The following is an 18,663-nucleotide window of genomic DNA, read 5'->3' as shown; positions in this document are numbered from 1 at the left end:
GTCATTCAGCTTTATAAACGCTTAATGGCCCTGCTCAAAACTTCCCTGAGTTGCCAGACTATTTTTTAAACCAAATGACCTAACTTTCATTTCTAAGAACAAAGAATGAAATAATTCAAACTTAAAGAAAAATAGCTTAGGCTTCATCGCAATTTTTAGTTATTTTTATTTTTTCCCTTTGCTACACTAGGTTTATTAAAGTTCTAAATAACGCTTTATTTTTGTAAACATTTCAAAAATTTGAAGTTTATGTCTACTACTCACACCATATTGGTAAGCATGTAGGTTGCAAAGGCTAGCGAATGGCTAAACAAATAACAAAAACAAGCATTAGAAAGGTATTGATAAGTGCAGTGATGCTCGTAACAGCTCTATGCCTATCGCTATCAATTTCTATCTCTACTTATCTTGACGTTAAAGAACAAAAACAGCTGATCATTAATAAGCTCGATATGATAGCCGATATCATTGCTTTTAATGCCCAGATCACGCTGATTTTCGAAGACAGGAAAACCGAAGAAAAACGTTTAAAGTCATTTAGTAAAGTTGAGCTCGTCAAAAACATACATATTTATGATATTGACGACGTTACAAAAAAACCTGTTTTTTTTACCAGCTATAACGCTAGTAAAACACCTCCAGTACCATTAAAGGTCGGCAGTATTGAAGAACTCAAAATGCCGCGCATCACTGACGATCACATAGAGCTAATAAAGCCTGTTGAGTATGAAGGAAAAATTGAGGGTTATGTTTACATTAGAGGCTCTCTTGAGAGACTGAATAGGTACATCAACAACAAAATTCTTGTAGATATATTACTCACCCTCTTCGTTCTCTTATTAGTCCTATTAGTCTCTCGTAGTATACAAAAGCGCATTGCAGCACCTATTGAAGATCTATCTTTGCTTCTCCAAGACGTATCTAAAAATCATAATTACAGCACGCGAGCATCGAGCAGTCACATTGAAGAGTTAAATACCCTTTCAAATAATCTCAATATCATGCTTTCTCGTACACAAAATCAAATTGAACGTCACGAAGCTGATAAACAAGAAATTAATAAACTAAACCAAAGCTTAGAAGAAAAAGTTAATCAAAGGACCATAGCTCTTCGTGAAGCAAACCAAGAATTACTTAATACCTTAGAGCGCATGCACCAATACCAAAACCAGATTGTAGAAAGTGAGAAAATGGCTTCTTTGGGTCAAATGGTTGCGGGGGTTGCCCATGAAGTAAATACGCCAATTGGCCTTGGTGTTACAGGTTCAACGCTTTTAAGAGATAAGCTCGCTGATATACAGTCGGCCTTTGAGCAAAAGACGCTCACATCTAAACAACTAGAAAGATTTATTAACGATGGGGTTGAAAACCTTGATCTTATCTATAGAAATTTAAACCGTGCCGCTGATCTTATCTCTAACTTTAAGCGTGTGGCAGTGAGTCAAGATACTGAAATTAGTGCTGACGTCAACGTGAGTGCTTTGTTAAATAATATCTTAATGGCTATGAATGCGGAAATTTCAATTAAGTCACCAGAGATTGAATTAAGCTTACCTGAAAAATTAACTATTTCGAGTAAGACAGGCCCTCTTCAGCAAATATTCGAACAACTCATATCGAATTCTCTTATTCATGGTTTTGAAAATGAGCAAAATAATCAGATCAAAATTGGTGCTGAAAGCAAGGGAAGCAACCTAGAGATTACATATGTGGATAATGGTAGTGGCGTACCAACTTCTATTAAAAAGAGGATCTTCGATCCATTTGTAACAACCAAACGGGGGGAAGGTGGCAGTGGTCTAGGTATGCACTTAGTTTACAACCTAGTCACTCAGGCTTTAGATGGCTCTATTACTCTAGACGAAGACTATAGCGATGGCACTCGATTTGTTATTTCTTTACCATTAGGCGAATTGACATCATGAGGTTTTGGTTAACCTGCTTTCTGTTAATTTGCTCTTTCGGTGTTATGGCCAAAACACCGGAACAAATTCGCTCTGCTTTTTTATATCAAATGGCAAATTTTATTGAATTTCCATCAATGGGCGATAGCGGCATCCGTTTTTGTTTTTATGATCTGAAGTCAGGGCCCGGCGCAATACTTACTAAAAATAAAAGCCTGAAAATAAAAGGTTTACCAATTAGCATAAAAAAAGTAGAAAAAAACACCGCTATTTTGGAACTTTCCAGTCAATGTGAAATCACATACTTTGATGGAGCTCTTGGCAATGATATACTGTCTTCTTATGACAAGAATACGCCCCTAGATATGTTAATGGTTAGTGATAACCTCAGTTTTTTAGATAATGAAGGAATGGCGGCGCTTGTTCAGGAGGGCAATAAAATCAGGCTTTATGTTAATAAGCAACAGATTGCAAAACATAACTTTAAAGTACTTTCTCGGTTACTCGCCGTAGCAAAGTTTCACCCTAACTGATTTTACTTGTTAACATTTAGATATACTCCTATAATCTTAAATATTCGGTTTTTTTTTCTAGTACCGAATAAAATGTAAATAACATATTCCTAAAAGGTTAAATGATAATGCAAACGCCAGTCATTCTGATTGTTGAGGATGAAGACGTAACTCGCTTGAACCTCGTTAGTTTATTTGAGGCAGAAGGTTACAAAGTAATTGAAGCCATTGATGGCGATGATATGCACGACAAGCTAACGACTCATGATGATGTCAACCTGGTTATTATGGACATTAACTTACCAGGCAAGAATGGCTTAATCTTAGCTCGCGAACTTCGTCAGAAGAAAAACGTTGGCTTAATTTTCTTAACTGGCCGCGACAATGATGTTGACCGTATTCTTGGTTTAGAAATTGGTGCTGATGATTACATCACAAAACCTTTCAATCCAAGAGAGCTGACAATTCGTGCTCGTAACTTAATCTCTCGTACAGGTAACAGCCCTGAAGATGCATCTGTTGAAAGCAGTGGTGTAATTACGTTCAACGGTTGGGAACTTGATGAGAATAGCCGTTGTTTAACATCTCCTGCAGGTGAAGCTAAGCGCTTACCTAAAGGCGAGTACCGTGCTTTACGTTTAATGCTTGATTCACCGGGCCGTATTTTCAGCCGTGAGCAATTGATTAAGCATATGACTGGTCGTGAACTTCGCGCAAATGACAGAACAGTTGATGTTACTATTCGTCGTATTCGTAAGCACTTTGAAAGTGATACTAATACTTCTGAGCTAATTAGTACTATTCACGGTGAAGGTTACCGCTTCATCGGTAAGATTGATAGCTAATCAATTTTACTAGTTTATACTTGTAAAAAAGGGCCTCACGGCCCTTTTTTAATAACTAAAATTCATTATTTTAAAATATTATTTCTAAACTAAGGGCTCAAAAGTATTTTGGATAACTTCAATATAAAGCCCCCTCACTCATACTATGCTAACTTGCTCTTTAACAGTTACCCGTTCCAACTATCAACAACCGTTTTAAGTTCTTTTTGTCCCGCTTCAAGCAAATCATATAATTCGTCTAACCAGGTTTGAGCGACTTCAGATCCGACTTCAGCCACTTCTTTTTCCATCTTTTTAGCATGCTCTTGAACTTGCTTTAAACCAACTGAACCAGATGCACCTTTAAGTTTATGAGCCACAGAGCTGTATTCATCGAAGTCACTGCTATTGATAGATTGCTGTAATTCTTCACAATACTTAGGACTTAACTTAGCAAATAGATCTGAACTTCGTTTAAACGCTTCAACGCCCATTGAGTCGATAAAATCACAGATAGTTTCCATTTCAAGCAAAGTAAATTCAGCTTGTTTATCAGCACAATTGGCTTTAGTTTCTATGAGTTTAGGTTTAGTCGCTCTGGCATTAATACCGAATAACTCTGCAAGCATTTTATCAAGCTTAATAGTATTGATTGGCTTAGCTAGTGCGCCTTGAATGCTTATCCCTTCAAGCTCTTCTTCTGCGCTACGAACATTAGCTGTTAAGGCGACGATAGGTAATTTATCGAAATGGCTGTCAGCTCTAATCTCCCGAGCAACTTCATCACCATTGATATCTGGCAATTGCATATCGAGTAAGACCAAATCGAGATCATCTTCAGTTGCAACAAACGAAAGTGCATCCTCACCTGTTTCGGCCCAAATGACTTCATGCCCTCGCTGCTCAAGTAGGTTTGTCGCGATTTCTGCATTCAAAGGCACATCTTCAACTAACAGAATGTAAAGGCTACGACCAGCATAGCTTTGCTCTTTTGGTGCTGCTGTCAAGGTTAGTGGAATTTCAACCTCAAAACGACTTCCTTGACCAACAATACTACTAACTTGAATGCTGCCCTGCATTGCTTCAACAAGCGCTTTCGTCACTGCTAGTCCAATCCCTGAACCTATGGCATTCGAACCATTAGCACTTGGTGCCTTGTAATACATTTCGAAGATTCTAGCGAGTTGATCTTGTGCAATACCTGTTCCGGTATCAGTAATGCTCATAACGAGCCACACTTCGCCATCACGATTTTCACGCTTACATTCAAGTGTCACACTGCCTCTGTGCGTGAATTTCACGGCATTGTTAATTAAATTCCAAAGCACTTGCCTTAAGCGAGTTGGGTCTAATAAAGCGTAGACATCTAAGATCCCTTGCCTGCTAATATTGAACTCTAACCCCTTTTGCTCTGCAATAAGCCCAGCAAAATTCACCACATCATTAATAAAATCTGAGACATTGATACTGTCGGCAGCAATATCTAACTGCTCTCTGTCGATTTTATCGAGATCTATGATGTCATTGAAAATATTACCTAAGGTTTCTGCACTCGAGAAAATGGTATTACACCAGCTCTTTTGTTGCTTGCTCAGATCTGTGTCTAGCATCATACGAGTTAAACCTACGATGCCATTCAGTGGTGTGCGAAGCTCATGACTTAAAGTCGCAATGAACTTACCTTTATCTTTATAGGCTGTTTCAAGCTCTTGTTCTGCCTCTTTACGCGAAGTAATGTCACGGCCAAACGCAAGTAAACCAATATACTCGCCCTGCTCATTGATAAATGGCAGCTTGCGCATCTCAAACCAGCGGTTTTCATCATTGACCGGATACTCAACGTCTAGCGTGAGCGCTTGATGCGTTTTCGCAACTTGCTCATCGGTTTTAAGCACTTCAGGAATGTAGCTTTCAGGGTAAATATCAAAAACACTTTTACCGATAAGCTCATCGCTATGCTTACCCATGACTTTTTCAAACATCTTGTTGCAACCAGCAAAAATACCTCGCTCGTCGCGGTAATAGAATAAATCGGGAGAAGAATCGACAATTGAGCGAAGCAGCATACTTTGTTGCGCAAGTTCTTGCTGCGTTTTCTTACGCTCTGCGATTTCACGACGTAACTCTTCAATGGCTCGGTGCTTAGCATGTAAAGCGATTTTACGTTCGTCAATTTCGCTGTTTAGCCGGGTTATATTGTCTTTTAAGCTCTGATTTAAAAGCTTTTCTTGTTGAGTTGCAGTATCTAAATACGCTCTAGAAGCCTCAAGTTCTTTGAGTGCTTGAATGCAAATAACCAGTAAGGCAGGAGAAGTAACGGCGGCAAAAAACATAATTGCCAATACGTCAACAATGACAATCTCGCCTAACGCCACATAATAGAACATACACGACAGAATTAGTGAGGCGAGTAATATTAGGCAATAACACAGCACTCCAGCTTGTTTTTCACCGTACTTATTAATCACATTGGCAAGGACTTTTAGCCATGATCCAAATGAAGAATCTATCATATTAATCAATTTGCTCCGTTAACTGTTTCATTATACGCAAGCAAGTGATTAATCCCAAAGCATTAAAAGTCCAAAAAGCCATAATAGACGTATAATGTTCTTAACAGTTCTCAATAAACGCGCTAATTGATAATAAGAACATATACGCATTAAAGCGCTAAATAGTGTAATATTCGCGACTCGAAAATGTCGTGAAAAAGAGGGTTAACATGCAGACTACAATGCCAGATATTGCTCATTCAGCCGATGCACTTCAAACCGGTAAATTAGATTGGGTAGGAATGGGTAACATCGAGCTACCTTTAATGCTTGCAACAAAAGGCTTGCCGGAGCAAACTGTAACAGCAAAAGCAGACGCATTTGTAAACCTGCATAAAGAAGACGCGAAAGGCATTCATATGTCTCGCTTATTCTTAGCTCTAGATAATTTGTCTTGTGAACAAGCACTTTCTCCAAGTACATTAAAGCAACTTCTCGACGAATTTGTAACGACACACCAAGATATCAGCGATGCGGCAAAAGTGGTTATTAACTTTGAATTGCCACTACGCCGACCTTCTTTACTAAGCAAAAAACAAGGTTGGAAAAGTTACCCAGTAAGCATTACTGCCTCGTTGGTTAACCAAACGTTTTCTATAGAACTGGCATTAGATGTTACCTACTCATCTACTTGTCCTTGCTCTGCGGCGTTAGCTCGTCAACTTATTCAAGACGCTTTCGCAGCGAAGTTTAAAGATAAAGACATTTCTCACGAAGAAGTGCATGCTTGGCTTGGCACTACCGAGGGCGTATTAGCAACACCGCATTCGCAACGTAGTATTTCAAACATTAAAGTTAAACTTGATGAAAACTGTCAAGAATTCGACATTGTAGGGTTAGTCAACTTAGTTGAAGATGAACTTAAAACCCCCGTTCAAGCGGCAGTGAAACGCGAAGATGAGCAAGAGTTCGCTCGTTTGAACGGCCAAAACCTGATGTTTTGTGAAGATGCGGCAAGAAAGCTCAAAGCACTGTTCGAAAACGCAGGGTTTGCCGACTACTATATCAAGATTAATCACTACGAATCTTTACATGCTCACGACGCCGTGGCCTATGCATTCAAAGGCTTACCTGGCGGTTATTCAGCTTAAACCTGTTTTCACTCCACAATTGGCAAGAACTTTGCTTATAAAGTTCAAAGTCAAATTGTTGTTGTGGAGTGTTATATGGAGTTCGCTTTATTATTAGTTTTTGCATTGGTAGCTGGCGCTTCGATCGTCATTGCAAAATATACCGATGTAGGTGGCAATCCATACCCTTTCAATCGTAAAGAATCTGTCTTCAGTACTGTTGAAGCCACTTTCCTAAGTCTATTAGAACGTGCAGTTGGCGATAAATTTAAGATTGTCAGCCGTGTGAAGTTGATTGATTTAATCGAGTGTAAGCCCGGTTTGTCAAAAAAAGCGCGCAGAGCGGCGTTGGCAAAAGCTAAAAATAAACAACTCGATTACGTACTTATTGATAAAACCACACTAAACATTGTTGCAGCTGTTGATCTTGTAAACAATTCGAACAAGAGTGGCCATAAAGCGCAAAAAGATTGGTTTGTTAATGGTGCTTTAGAGTCAGCGAATATTCCACATATTCGTATGAAAGTAAAAACAGGCTATAAAGCAAATGAAGTACGTAGCGCAATTTTGTATAAAATTGGTCAACAACCGCAACCAGTTCGCAAACCGAGAACACGTACAGAGAAGCCTGCAGTGCTTTCTCCTTCGCAAGCAAAGGCGCATTCAACGCAAACCCAGCTTGCTGAAATTTAAAAGTTTCCATATGTCACGTAAGCCCTTTGAATATTCAAAGGGCTTTTTTCTTTCTAAATAGATGCTTTGCACTCAATACCATGATGATAAAGCTTTATATCATCGCTGATATGAACAAGTTTTTTATAAAAGTTCGATAGGCTATACTAGCGAAAATTTTTTGAGGAATAGAAATCATGAAAGTAGGTATTATCGGTGCAATGGAGCCTGAAGTTGCAATCTTGCGTGAGGCTTTACAAAACAAAGAAGAGCTAACTAAAGGTGGCTTCACTTTTTATACTGGCGAACTAGCCGGTCATACTGTGACTCTAGTTCAATCTGGCATTGGTAAAGTGGCAGCAACCGTTGCGACAACCCTTTTAATTGACAATTTCAACCCAGACTGCGTCATTAATACCGGTTCTGCTGGCGGCTTTGATCCTGAATTAAATGTCGGTGATGTGGTTATTTCTGACGAAGTTCGCCACCACGATGTAGATGTAACAGCTTTTGGCTACGAGATTGGTCAAGTCCCACAAATGCCTGCTGGCTTTGCGGCTCATGCAGCATTAATTGACGCTGCGAAAGCGAGTGTAGCTATCCTTGAAGACACACAAACAAAGGTTGGCTTAATTTGTACTGGTGATTCTTTTATGTGTGATCCTGTTCGCATTGACAAAACGCGTCAAGATTTCCCATCAATGCTAGCTGTAGAAATGGAAGGCGCAGCAATTGCTCAGGCATGCCATGTACTTAATACGCCATTTGTTGTGATCCGTTCTCTATCAGATATTGCAGGTAAAGAGTCTCCACAATCTTTTGAAGAATACCTAGAAGTTGCTTCTGTAAATTCTTCTAAACTAGTGACTGAACTACTTGAGCAGCTAAACAACACTAGCTTATAATGTTAGAAAGTCAGCCGTTTGAGGCTTTTCAAAGCCTCATTATTTTTATCTGCGCGATAGCAGCGGCTCACTCGTTACCGCTGCTGAATAGCTACAACCCTATTACTTTCTTTTCGCTTATTTTTGAACGCATAGGCGCTCGTGTCTTTAAACCTGAGCGGAGTGCCTCATTACAAAAAATAGCCGGTGTATTAGGTTTCTTTCTCCCCATTTTTACCATTGTACTTATTGCAGCACTGATCAGTCAGTTTGCATTTTACCCAGCTTGGCTCGGGGGATTAGTACTCTACTTTTGTTTAGATACTCGCGTTTTACAAAGAGCCAAACGCATAGCTGCACTTCTACAACAAAAACAAAAAGCAACAGCGAGGCAATTGTTGGCACAAAACGTAGTTCGTGAAGTCAATGAGTTATCAAGTATAGGTATTGCCAAAGCCTGCATAGATAGCACAGCCTTAAGAACGGTTCGTCACTACTACCTTGTGATTTTCTTTTACTTATTACTCGGCCCGCTCGCTGCATTCTCTTTTAAATTACTACTGGTATGTGATCATGCTTGGCGCAAGCGCGTGCCGCCGAATAGCGCTTTTATAAAACCATTGCAGGCAGCCATTTTTTATATTGAGTTTTTACCGCTCAGAGGCTTTATCTTTTTACTGGCCTTGTTTTTACAAGGTAAGAAAACTTTTCATTACTTCAAGCACTATGCAAGGCACTGCTATCAAACGAATACTGGCTGGATCTTATCTCTATTTGCAGCAAACCTATCAATTCAGTTAGGTGGCCCGTGTAAATATCAAGGTGAGCGCTTTGCGAAAATGCGTATTGGCGCTGAACGTCACCCTGAGCCTGAAGATATTAAGCAGTGTTTAACATTTTTAGAAAGAATTAAGTGGTTTACTTTCTCTTTGATCGCACTGATATGGCTTTTAGATTGGTTTGTTGCGCTTTATTTAAATACTTAAGCAAATAAACATGAAAAAAAGACATAAAAAAAGCTGGTTTAAAACCAGCTTTTTAATATTTGAAATAACGAGTGTTTAGCTTACTGTCACTTTTGCAAACTTACGCTTACCAACTTGGTAAATCTGTGTAGAGCCTTTCTCAATCACAAGCTTACTATCAGTCACTTTCTCTTCACCGTTTAACTTAACAGCGCCTTGCTTAATCATACGCATGGCTTCTGAAGTACTAGCTACAAGACCTGCTTCTTTAAGCAGCTGGGAGATCATCGTAGAGTCTTCATCAATTGTGATAGTCACTTCTGGGATCTCATCAGGTAAAGCATTCTTTTGGAAACGCTTAATGAAATCTTGGTGTGCAGCTTCAGCATCTGCTTCACTATGGAAACGTGCGATCATTTCTTTAGCAAAATCAATCTTAATGTCACGCGGGTTACGACCATTTGCAACCTCTTGCTTAAGGCCTTCAATTTCTTCAATTGAAAGTGCGCTTAATAACTCGTAATAGCGCCACATTAATTCATCTGAAATTGACATGACTTTACCAAACATGTCGTTTGGTGCATCAGTAATACCAATGTAGTTACCTAGTGACTTAGACATTTTTTGAACGCCATCTGTCCCTTCTAGTAACGGCATCATTAATACTGTTTGTGGCTTTTGACCTTCATCTTTTTGCAACTCACGACCCATTAGTAGGTTGAAGCGCTGATCAGTACCACCTAATTCTACGTCAGCTTCCAGTGCAACAGAATCCCAACCTTGTACTAAAGGATATAAGAACTCATGGATTGCAATCGCTTGACCGCCAGCATAACGCTTTTTAAAGTCATCACGCTCTAGCATACGCGCAACCGTTTGGCGTGCAGCTAGTTTGATCATGCCTGCACTGCCTAGCTGTTCCATCCAAGTAGAGTTAAATGCTACTGTGGTCTTTGCAGGATCTAGGATTTTGAAAACTTGCTCTTTATAAGTTTCAGCATTTGCTAACACGTCTTCACGTGTTAGTGGTTTACGAGTGACGTTTTTACCCGTTGGATCACCAATCATACCGGTGAAATCACCAATTAAGAAAATAACCTCATGACCTAAGTCTTGGAAGGTTTTCATTTTATTAATTAGAACAGTGTGACCTAAATGCAAATCTGGTGCTGTTGGATCGAAACCCGCTTTAATTTTTAGCTTTTTACCAGATTTCAATCTTTCCTTTAATTCATCTTCAATAAGAATCTCTTCTGCACCGCGCTTAATCTCAGCTAATGCAGTTTCAAAGTCCACCATTCGTCGCTCCAAAATATACAGTTTATCGCACGATTCTAGCCTATATTCAGATCAGTTTAAATGCACAAAACACTGGTATTCACGCTTTATTGCGTATATCCTGCAATATTATTACCGATTTATCTTGACAGCAGAAAAGGCGCGTTATGGTTCACGTTGTTCATAAGCTTCCTAAAAAACACAAACTGCTTATTCTTACCTGCATTTCTGTCATGCTGATAATTGCTTTATGGCCGTCAGAAAAGGCAACTGCATCAAGAGATAGTGACAAAAAAGCACTCGAAGTTGGCAAACGTTACGAATTACCCGTAAAAGTTTCTGAAAATGAAGAGCAGCTTACAACTTTAAGTGCCCCCGCAGAAGTTCAAGCGCCAGAGAAGACCACAATTGATGCCCTAGAGTTTAATGACTTTGAAGTAAAACATGGTGATAGCCTTGCGGTACTTTTCAAGCGAGCAGGCTTTTCAGCGCAGACTCTACATAAACTAGTTAACACCAATGCTGAAACACGCAAACTGACTAAAATCCACCCTGGTGAGGTGTTGAGTTTTGCAAAGAATACCGAAGGTGAGTTAACCCACCTTAAATATGTGCTTTCGAAAACAGATACTTTGTTGGTATCGTTAGATGAAGAGCAAAAATATCAAACAGCGATTCACAGCAAAGAAATCGAAACAGTCAATCAAAGCGCTGGCGGTAAAATTAAATCAAGCTTCTGGACAGCTGGTATTTCGGCTGGCTTATCCGAACGTCAAATTATGAACTTTGCAGACATCTTTGGTTGGGATATCGATTTTGCCAATGACATTCGAAAAGACGATACCTTTTCTTTGGTTTACGAGACCCATTACGTCGATGGTGAGCTGATCGGAAATGGTAAAATCATCGCTGCTGAGTTTATTAATCAAGGTGAACGTTTTAGTGCAATTCGTCACACCGACGGTAATTTCTACACACCAGAAGGGCGCAGTATGCGTAAAGCCTTCTTGCGCGCCCCAGTTAACTTTAAATATATCAGCTCAAACTTTAACCCACGTCGTAAACACCCGGTTACTGGTTTAGTAAGACCACACAGAGGCATTGATTACGCTGCTCGCGTTGGTACTCCAGTAGTTTCTGCTGGTAATGGTAAAGTCACTAAGTCCGGATACAATAAGCTCAATGGTAACTATGTGTTTATCCAGCATGGCAGTCAGTATGTCACTAAGTACCTGCATCTGAATAAACGTATGGTTAAAACAGGCCAGAAGGTAAAACAGGGCCAAAAAATTGGTACTGTTGGTGCAACAGGCCGAGTAACTGGTGCGCATTTACACTATGAGTTTTTAGTGAATGGGGTTCACCGCAACCCGAAAACAGTAAAACTACCTAAGTCGGAACCATTACCTAAAACCGAACTGGCGAAGTTCAAACCGGTCGCTAAAGACTTACTTGCCCAACTAGAGCGCTCAAGAGAACTTAGGTTAGCTCTGAATAACTAACCTTAAGTAACTTATCAAATTAAAAAGCAGCGCTGTAGCTGCTTTTTTATACCCTAATTTTTAATTTATTGGCTCTTAGCTCTTAGCTCTTAGCTCTTAGCTCTTAGCTCTTAGCTCTTAGCTCTTAGCTCTTAGCTACCAAGGTTAAACACAAAAGGTGCCAAGCAAAAAGGTTCAGGCATAAAAAAACCCGCCGAAGCGGGTCTTAAAACTTTCAGGTTGCGATTATTGCGCAGCCATGAAGTCGATACCTTCTTGGATATCTTTGTTTAATGTTTCTAGCATGTCGTTCTTTGCTTTCTCTTCGAACGCGCTTAGCTCGCCGTAAGAAAGAATTTCTTCAACACCGTTAGTACCTAAACGTACTGGGTGTGCGAAGTATGCTGCGTCACCGTTCTCAACTGCAACGTATGCATAGTCAACAACATTTTGCTCGCCTTGAAGACCTTTAACTAGTGAGAAGCAGAAACGTGCTGCTGCTGCACCCATTGAAAGTGTTGCTGAACCGCCGCCCGCTTTCGCGTTAACAACTTCAGTACCCGCGTTTTGGATACGTGGAGTAAGTGCTGCAACTTCTTCTTCAGTGAACTCAACACCTTCAACTTGAGAAAGTAGAGGAAGAATAGTAGTACCTGAGTGACCACCAATAACTGGTACTTTAACTTCAGATACGTCAACACCTTTCAGTTCAGCAACGAATGCTTCTGAACGGATAACGTCTAGCGTAGTTACACCGAATACACGTGAAGCTTCATAAGTACCCGCTTTTTTGAATACTTCAGCAACAATTGGTACAGTGCCGTTTACTGGGTTAGTGATAACACCAACTAGTGCTTTAGGACAGTTACGTACGATACCTTCTGCAAGTGTCTTGATGATACCAGCGTTAACATTGAAAAGGTCAGCACGGTCCATACCAGGCTTACGAGGCATACCAGCTGGGATAAGAACAATGTCAGCACCCGCTAGCGCTGCGTCAAGATCATCTGCACCAAAACCTGCAACTTTAACTGCAGTTGGGATGTGAGATAGGTCTACAGCAACACCAGGAACAACTGGCGCTACGTCGTATAGAGATAGCTCAGAACCTGCAGGAAGGCCATTTTTAAGAAGTAAAGATAGAGCTTGACCGATACCGCCAGCGGCACCTAATACAGCAACTTTCATGTGGAATTCTCCATAATTTGAAGGTGGAATTGTGTGTGCTGTAAAGATAATGAAAAGTGCAGGTAAAAACAAATTTATCGGCGCTATTTTAAGGTTTTTTTCGACTATAGTTGTAAAATATTGCTTTCAGCGTGCAAGCTCGCTTTACACTTCAAAATATTCATTTTTCTATTTCTGGAAATATCCAACATCTCAGTAAATCTTGCAATCAATTCACTTTGTTTTTTAATTGCAAAGTTGGGTCTGGATTCAGAATTGTGTAAAATCTAAGTAATATTTAATAAACGAGTTCAATTATGCAAGCAAACGAGAAGCAAGAAGCACTGATTAAGGCGTTCAAAGCACTATTAAAAGAAGAAAACTTTGGCTCGCAGGGTGAAATTGTCGATGCCCTGAAAGATCAAGGCTTTGATAATGTAAGTCAAAGCAAAGTGTCACGTATGCTAAGTAAGTTTGGTGCGGTAAGAACTCGTAACGCAAAACAGGAAATGGTTTACTGCTTACCGGCAGAAATGGGCGTACCAACGGCAAAAAGCCCATTAAGACAATTAGTGATTGATATCATGCACAATGAAATGATGATCATCATCCGTACCAGCCCTGGTGCAGCTCAACTGATTGCCCGCTTATTAGACTCATTAGGTACTGCAGATGGCGTATTAGGTACCATTGCTGGTGACGATACTATTTTTATTGCACCAGCTAAAATCTCAGAGATAGATGTAACGCTTGAGAAAGTAAAAACCTTATTCGACAACGTTTAACTTTCGGCTATTTGCGCCATGTTTTGCAAAAACTGCACGGATGGCGCAAAAAACGCAGCCCCCATATCGGCCTGACAATAATCTAGCCACGCATCGTAGTGCTGCTCGTTTCCTACTCGAGTCGCTAACAACTTCTCAAAAGCACTGCCCTTAGCGGCACAACTCACCCATAAAGATCCTTGCTCAAACACATCTCCAAACGGCATGCTTTGCTCAAGCAGCAGTGGTAAGTTGTCTGCATTGTTAAGCTCAGATAGAGCTGCGTGATTATTAGACAAAGGAATCTCTAGCTTTTTATTTTCTAAACGAGAGCGCCCCATAATAGCTTCTTGGTCATTCAGACTGAGTTGTTGCCAACGGTTTAGATCAAACTTCACTCGCTGCACATGAATGTAGCTACCTTGGTCTTCAAAGCTTTCAGGGTCATGAACTAAAGCCACTTGGCGCTTAAAACGTCCATGAGGCGTATTAGCACCATAAATAAAGCCGTTAAAGTCTCTGCCATCTAAAAAACGAAAAGTGCGGATATGTGCAACCAATTCTACTTTGCCAGCCAACATATGCCTGACACTTTGAGCAAATAGATGATTCACATCTTCTCTGTCAGATCGGATCACATACAACAAATCAAATGGTTGAGTGTGCATTAGGTGCTCGTGAGAGCGAATATGCGGAAAGCTTTTTAACTCTTTAGGAATACATTCAGGATATATATGCGGCCAGTATTGTGCCCCAATGGCCACAAAGCTAGATACCATAGACTCAGAGAAGCGGTCGCTCAACTCTGACTGTAAGCGTTCACATTGCCCTAATGCTGCTCTAACGGCTTCATCTTGACCATCAAGTACATTAAAAAACAAATGTAGTCCATGCAGATTTGCCTCTGCACACACTCCTGACTGCGGCTGAGCCATGGCACCCCAAGTTATAATAAGTAATGACTATGAAAAGAAATTTACCGCATGTGGCTTAATTTTAAAAGTCACTGGCTCATTAATATTCAGGGCATGTTCACTTTCGACAGGCACTTCGATGACTTGCTCTGCCACTTTTATTTGATAAATAAACTCAGTCCCGATAAAACGCGATTGCAGAATTTCGACGTCATTCGTGTCGCCATTTTCTAGCTGTATATGAGCAGGTCGAATATAAATTTGCCCTGTACCCTGCGCATTTTCACACGCTTTTGTCGAAGTAAAGCTACCAAATGAAGTGGTAAACTTGCATTTATCTTCAGCCTGCGCTGGAATATAAATGCCCTGCCCCAAGAATTCTGCCACTTCTTTACAAGCTGGCTGCTCAAACAGTGTTTTAGCATCGCCTAATTGGGCGATTTTACCTTGATGCATTACAGCCAGTTTATCTGCAAAAGCAAAGGCCTCTTCTTTTGAATGACTCACAAAGATAGCTGAGACCTTTTGATCTTTTATGATCTGTCGAATGTCATTGATCAGTTGGAAGCGCACTTGCGCATCAATATTCGAAAAAGGCTCGTCAAGCAGTAACAAGTTAGGTTTATAAGCAAGCGCTCTCGCAATGGCGACACGTTGTTGCTGACCACCTGAAAGCTCATGAGGATAACGCTCAGAAAATTCAGATAAATGCACAAGCTCAAGCATTTCATTTACACGTTCTTGTTTGTCAGCCTTATTAAATTTACTTAGGCCAAACGCGATATTTTGAGCAACCGTCAAGTGAGGAAATAACGCATAATCCTGAAACATCATACCAATATTACGATGCTGCGGTGCTGTAAACTGCGTGTTGTCACTCATGGTTTTACCATGAATAACAATTTGACCTTGCTGAGGCGTTAATAAACCTGCCACGGCTTTTAAAGTGGTGGTTTTGCCACAGCCACTGGCACCTAATAAGCAAACAATTTCATTTTCGGCGACTTCTAAATCTAAATTTTCAATCACTTTTTGGCCATCGTATTGATAGCTTAAGTTTTTTAAAGACAAACTACTCATGAATTGTGCTGCTCCATTGAGCGATTAACAAAATACAAAGGCACTAAGCCAACAAGAACAATAAATAATGCAGAAATGGACGCAAGCTCTAGCTGCTCGTCACTCACATATTGGAATACATGGGTTGCCAAGGTTTCAAAATTGAAAGGACGAAGCAATAAGGCAGCTGGAAGCTCTTTCATACATTCGATAAACACCAATAACCCAGCAGTTAAAATGCCCCCGCGTAAAAGTGGGATATGCACACTAGTTAGCATTTGTGCAAAATTCTTACCCATACTTTGACTTGCCATATCAAGCGACGGACTAATTCGTACATAGCTCGCTTCAACAGCGCCTTGAGCAATGGCGTAAAAACGTACCACATACGCAAATACCATGGCAAAAATAGTACCGCTAAATAGTAGCCCAGGTTCAAATGTAGTGCCTTCTAACCACTCATTTAGCTTAGTATCAAGCAAAGTTAGAGGCAATAAAACCGCAATCGCTAATACTGTTCCAGGTAATGCATAACCTGTGCTTGATACACGCCCTGGCAAAGCCTTAGACTTTTGTTCACCAATGCGCTGATAAAACAACACGATAATACTTAACGCGATTGCAATAACGCTTACCCACAAAGAGATCTTCAAGCTTTGCCAAGCATATAAGAAAAACTCAGAGTTCCATGCTTGATCGAAGTAATCTATTGAATAACTAACGAGCACACCAACCGGTAAAGCAAAAGCAAAAAACAACACCACAATACAATAGATACTGGCAAACCAAGCGTACTTTCCTGATAGCACATATAAATGCGTGTCGTTTATGGCACTTTGTCTTTCATGCACTGTGGTGTTTTTACGGCTGATTTTCTCTAGTGTGATGGCCACAAATAAGAACAACAACATTATCCCAGAAATTTTCGCAGCCGCTGTTAGAGAATAATAGCCGAGCCAAGTATCATACACGGCTGTTGTAAGCGTGCTGACAGCAAAATAATGCACAGTGGCAAAGTCTGCCATGGTTTCCATACTGATCAAAGCAAGCGCTGCGACAATAGCACCTCTTGCAAGAGGTAAACTCACCTTGAAGAAGCTTTGTAGTGGGCTCATACCCATTAGTTGGCTAGCTTGCAATAACTTGAATGACTGCTCACGCAAAGCAGTTTTAAAAATAAGGTAGAGGTAAGGGTATAAAACCAGTGCAATCATCACGATTGCACCACCTAATGTACGAATATCAAAGAACCAATAATCATCCGGCGATTGCCAACCAAACCACTCTCTTAAGGCAATTTGCACCGGCCCAGCATAATCAAATAAGTCGGTGTAGACGTAGGCAATAATATAGGTTGGCATTGCTAAAGGTAACATCAGCGCCCATTCGAAGTATTTTTTACCGGGAAATTGACAATAAGCAGTAAGCCAGCCGAGCGGTAATGCAATTAAGCAACTTAAGAGGAGCACGCCGGCAATTAGTACTAAGGTATTATAAATATAATCCCAAAGCACGGTATCCCACAGGTGGGTAAAAACATCAGAGTCGCCTTGCAGCGACTCGAAGATTAAAAATGCCAGTGGTGCTGATAAGCAAACGCCTATCAACCAAGCAAAAACCTGCCACTTAGACAGAGAAAGTAATGATTGCATTAAAGATCAAATTTTACCTCATCGATTAGCTTAAGTGCTAAAGGACGGTATTTACTAATTTCTGACAATGGTAAGTTGTCTTCCTTAAACTCACCCCAAGATGCCACAAGTTCAGAAAGTGCTACACCCGGTTTAACTGGATATTCCATATTCATAGACGCATACATATTTTGCGCCTTATTGTCCGTCATAAACTCAATAAGTTTCAAGGCGTTTTCTTTATTTTTCGAATATTTCGTTAGTACAACACCCGAAACATTTAAATGAGCGCCTCGGTTTGTTTGATTCGGGAAATTGATATAAACAGAATCAGCCCACGGCTTTTGCTTTTCATCTTGCAGCATCTTGCCAAAGTAATAGCTATTACCCAATGCAAGATCACATAAGCCCTCTTTCACTGCTTTAACTTGCGCTCTGTCATTACCTTGTGGTTTTCTTGCTAAATTTGCTTTAACCCCTTCAAGCCATGATTTAGTCTCTGCTTCACCATGGTGCGCGACCATAGATGCAACTAGCCCTAAATTATAAGGGTGCTTACCAGAGCGAGTACAAATTTTTCCTTTATACTTTACATCAGCCAATTCTTCATAAGTTAGCGCATCTAATTTACCTAAACGCTCTTTAGATGAATATACGTTACGAACACGTTTAGTCAGTGCAACCCACTGACCTTCTGGGTCGCGAAAGCTCGCAGGTACGTTTTTGGTCACAACGTCGCTCTTAATCGGCTGAGTTAGTTCCATCGACTCTAATTGCATTAAAGCACTGAAGTTTGATGTTAAAACCACATCAGCACGGCTATGCTTTCCTTCACGTTTAACTCTTTCAATTAACCCTTTTTTTGCAAAAACCACATTCGTCTTAATGCCTGTTTGCTTGGTAAAATCATCAAGAATAGGTTGAATTAAAAAAGGCTGACGGAAAGAATAAATGTTGATTTCTTCGGCTGCCATAGCAGGCAAACA

16 protein-coding genes are annotated in these 18,663 nt (G+C 40.3%); 9 read left to right on the top strand and 7 right to left on the bottom strand.

Annotation, left to right across the window (positions count from 1 at the left end):
* The first annotated feature begins 302 nt into the window (after positions 1 to 302).
* The 3 genes from ABMY35_RS06350 (at position 303) to arcA (ending at position 3,261) form a co-directional block, all read left to right on the top strand.
* Positions 303 to 1,925, top strand: coding sequence for an ATP-binding protein (locus tag ABMY35_RS06350; RefSeq protein ID WP_349285482.1), 1,623 nt, complete (start codon positions 303 to 305; stop codon positions 1,923 to 1,925).
* Positions 1,926 to 1,969: 44 nt separating this feature from the next.
* Entirely contained in the window at positions 1,970 to 2,437 is a 468-nt protein-coding gene (locus ABMY35_RS06345) for a YfiR family protein (protein WP_349285481.1), read from the top strand.
* A 107-nt stretch (positions 2,438 to 2,544) separates the two neighbouring features.
* Positions 2,545 to 3,261, top strand: a complete 717-nt coding sequence (gene arcA, locus ABMY35_RS06340) for a two-component system response regulator ArcA (protein ID WP_138480158.1) — start codon at positions 2,545 to 2,547, stop codon at positions 3,259 to 3,261.
* Between the two features lie 167 nt (positions 3,262 to 3,428).
* Here arcA and arcB read toward each other — a convergent pair whose 3' ends face one another.
* Positions 3,429 to 5,753, bottom strand: coding sequence for an aerobic respiration two-component sensor histidine kinase ArcB (gene arcB / locus ABMY35_RS06335; protein WP_349285480.1), 2,325 nt, complete (start codon positions 5,751 to 5,753; stop codon positions 3,429 to 3,431).
* 209 nt (positions 5,754 to 5,962) lie between these two features.
* On the opposite strand from arcB, the gene folE2 reads away from it, so the two are divergent.
* From folE2 to ABMY35_RS06315, 4 genes are all read left to right on the top strand, one after another.
* Positions 5,963 to 6,883: a GTP cyclohydrolase FolE2 gene (folE2, locus tag ABMY35_RS06330; protein ID WP_349285479.1), complete on the top strand. Its 921-nt coding sequence runs from the start codon at positions 5,963 to 5,965 to the stop codon at positions 6,881 to 6,883.
* A gap of 75 nt (positions 6,884 to 6,958) precedes the next feature.
* Positions 6,959 to 7,555, top strand: coding sequence for a DUF2726 domain-containing protein (locus ABMY35_RS06325; protein ID WP_058030920.1), 597 nt, complete (start codon positions 6,959 to 6,961; stop codon positions 7,553 to 7,555).
* Between the two features lie 176 nt (positions 7,556 to 7,731).
* Positions 7,732 to 8,439, top strand: coding sequence for a 5'-methylthioadenosine/S-adenosylhomocysteine nucleosidase (gene mtnN, locus ABMY35_RS06320; RefSeq protein WP_349285478.1), 708 nt, complete (start codon positions 7,732 to 7,734; stop codon positions 8,437 to 8,439).
* On the top strand, positions 8,439 to 9,404 hold the full coding sequence (locus ABMY35_RS06315) for a cobalamin biosynthesis protein (protein ID WP_349285477.1): 966 nt from the start codon (positions 8,439 to 8,441) through the stop codon (positions 9,402 to 9,404). The genes mtnN and ABMY35_RS06315 overlap by 1 nt, the downstream gene beginning before the upstream one ends.
* 75 nt (positions 9,405 to 9,479) lie before the next feature.
* On the opposite strand, the gene tyrS is transcribed toward ABMY35_RS06315, so the two are convergent.
* The gene (tyrS, locus tag ABMY35_RS06310; RefSeq protein WP_349285742.1) at positions 9,480 to 10,679 is read right to left on the bottom strand and encodes a tyrosine--tRNA ligase; all 1,200 of its coding nucleotides are present in this window, start codon (positions 10,677 to 10,679) and stop codon (positions 9,480 to 9,482) included.
* A gap of 149 nt (positions 10,680 to 10,828) precedes the next feature.
* Here tyrS and ABMY35_RS06305 point away from each other — a divergent pair, with 149 nt between their 5' ends.
* Positions 10,829 to 12,163, top strand: coding sequence for a peptidoglycan DD-metalloendopeptidase family protein (locus tag ABMY35_RS06305; protein ID WP_349285476.1), 1,335 nt, complete (start codon positions 10,829 to 10,831; stop codon positions 12,161 to 12,163).
* A 225-nt stretch (positions 12,164 to 12,388) separates the two neighbouring features.
* On the opposite strand, the gene mdh is transcribed toward ABMY35_RS06305, so the two are convergent.
* Positions 12,389 to 13,330: a malate dehydrogenase gene (gene mdh, locus ABMY35_RS06300; protein ID WP_058030924.1), complete on the bottom strand. Its 942-nt coding sequence runs from the start codon at positions 13,328 to 13,330 to the stop codon at positions 12,389 to 12,391.
* Between the two features lie 296 nt (positions 13,331 to 13,626).
* On the opposite strand from mdh, the gene argR reads away from it, so the two are divergent.
* Positions 13,627 to 14,094, top strand: coding sequence for a transcriptional regulator ArgR (argR, locus tag ABMY35_RS06295; RefSeq protein ID WP_058030925.1), 468 nt, complete (start codon positions 13,627 to 13,629; stop codon positions 14,092 to 14,094).
* On the opposite strand, the gene ABMY35_RS06290 is transcribed toward argR, so the two are convergent.
* The 4 genes from ABMY35_RS06290 to ABMY35_RS06275 are packed head-to-tail and all read right to left on the bottom strand — an operon-like array spanning position 14,091 to position 18,651.
* Entirely contained in the window at positions 14,091 to 15,008 is a 918-nt protein-coding gene (locus ABMY35_RS06290; protein ID WP_349285475.1) for a Dyp-type peroxidase, read from the bottom strand. The two genes, argR and ABMY35_RS06290, sit on opposite strands and share 4 nt — an antisense overlap.
* A gap of 27 nt (positions 15,009 to 15,035) precedes the next feature.
* Positions 15,036 to 16,067 carry an ABC transporter ATP-binding protein gene (locus ABMY35_RS06285; protein ID WP_349285474.1) on the bottom strand — a complete coding sequence of 344 codons (1,032 nt, stop codon included), beginning with the start codon at positions 16,065 to 16,067 and terminating at the stop codon, positions 15,036 to 15,038.
* On the bottom strand, positions 16,064 to 17,698 hold the full coding sequence (locus ABMY35_RS06280; RefSeq protein ID WP_349285473.1) for an iron ABC transporter permease: 1,635 nt from the start codon (positions 17,696 to 17,698) through the stop codon (positions 16,064 to 16,066). Before ABMY35_RS06280 ends, ABMY35_RS06285 begins: the two co-directional genes overlap by 4 nt.
* Positions 17,698 to 18,651 (bottom strand): Fe(3+) ABC transporter substrate-binding protein, encoded by a 954-nt coding sequence (locus ABMY35_RS06275; RefSeq protein ID WP_252371489.1) that lies wholly within the window; start codon positions 18,649 to 18,651, stop codon positions 17,698 to 17,700. The genes ABMY35_RS06280 and ABMY35_RS06275 overlap by 1 nt, the downstream gene beginning before the upstream one ends.
* Positions 18,652 to 18,663 lie beyond the last annotated feature (12 nt).

Source organism: Pseudoalteromonas sp. BZB3, from assembly GCF_040104455.1.
Classification (GTDB): Bacteria; Pseudomonadota; Gammaproteobacteria; order Enterobacterales; family Alteromonadaceae; genus Pseudoalteromonas.
This window is presented reverse-complemented; position numbering and strand designations above follow the sequence as displayed.

Coding starts and splice junctions, on each gene's coding strand:
- ABMY35_RS06285 (WP_349285474.1), bottom strand. CDS start 16,067: ATGAGTAGTTTGTCTTTAAAAAACTTAAGCTATCAATACGATGGCCAA.
- ABMY35_RS06350 (WP_349285482.1), top strand. CDS start 303: ATGGCTAAACAAATAACAAAAACAAGCATTAGAAAGGTATTGATAAGT.
- arcB (WP_349285480.1), bottom strand. CDS start 5,753: ATGATAGATTCTTCATTTGGATCATGGCTAAAAGTCCTTGCCAATGTG.
- mtnN (WP_349285478.1), top strand. CDS start 7,732: ATGAAAGTAGGTATTATCGGTGCAATGGAGCCTGAAGTTGCAATCTTG.
- ABMY35_RS06315 (WP_349285477.1), top strand. CDS start 8,439: ATGTTAGAAAGTCAGCCGTTTGAGGCTTTTCAAAGCCTCATTATTTTT.
- argR (WP_058030925.1), top strand. CDS start 13,627: ATGCAAGCAAACGAGAAGCAAGAAGCACTGATTAAGGCGTTCAAAGCA.
- ABMY35_RS06290 (WP_349285475.1), bottom strand. CDS start 15,008: ATGGCTCAGCCGCAGTCAGGAGTGTGTGCAGAGGCAAATCTGCATGGA.
- ABMY35_RS06345 (WP_349285481.1), top strand. CDS start 1,970: ATGGCCAAAACACCGGAACAAATTCGCTCTGCTTTTTTATATCAAATG.
- folE2 (WP_349285479.1), top strand. CDS start 5,963: ATGCAGACTACAATGCCAGATATTGCTCATTCAGCCGATGCACTTCAA.
- mdh (WP_058030924.1), bottom strand. CDS start 13,330: ATGAAAGTTGCTGTATTAGGTGCCGCTGGCGGTATCGGTCAAGCTCTA.
- ABMY35_RS06280 (WP_349285473.1), bottom strand. CDS start 17,698: ATGCAATCATTACTTTCTCTGTCTAAGTGGCAGGTTTTTGCTTGGTTG.
- ABMY35_RS06305 (WP_349285476.1), top strand. CDS start 10,829: ATGGTTCACGTTGTTCATAAGCTTCCTAAAAAACACAAACTGCTTATT.
- ABMY35_RS06275 (WP_252371489.1), bottom strand. CDS start 18,651: ATGGCAGCCGAAGAAATCAACATTTATTCTTTCCGTCAGCCTTTTTTA.
- ABMY35_RS06325 (WP_058030920.1), top strand. CDS start 6,959: ATGGAGTTCGCTTTATTATTAGTTTTTGCATTGGTAGCTGGCGCTTCG.
- arcA (WP_138480158.1), top strand. CDS start 2,545: ATGCAAACGCCAGTCATTCTGATTGTTGAGGATGAAGACGTAACTCGC.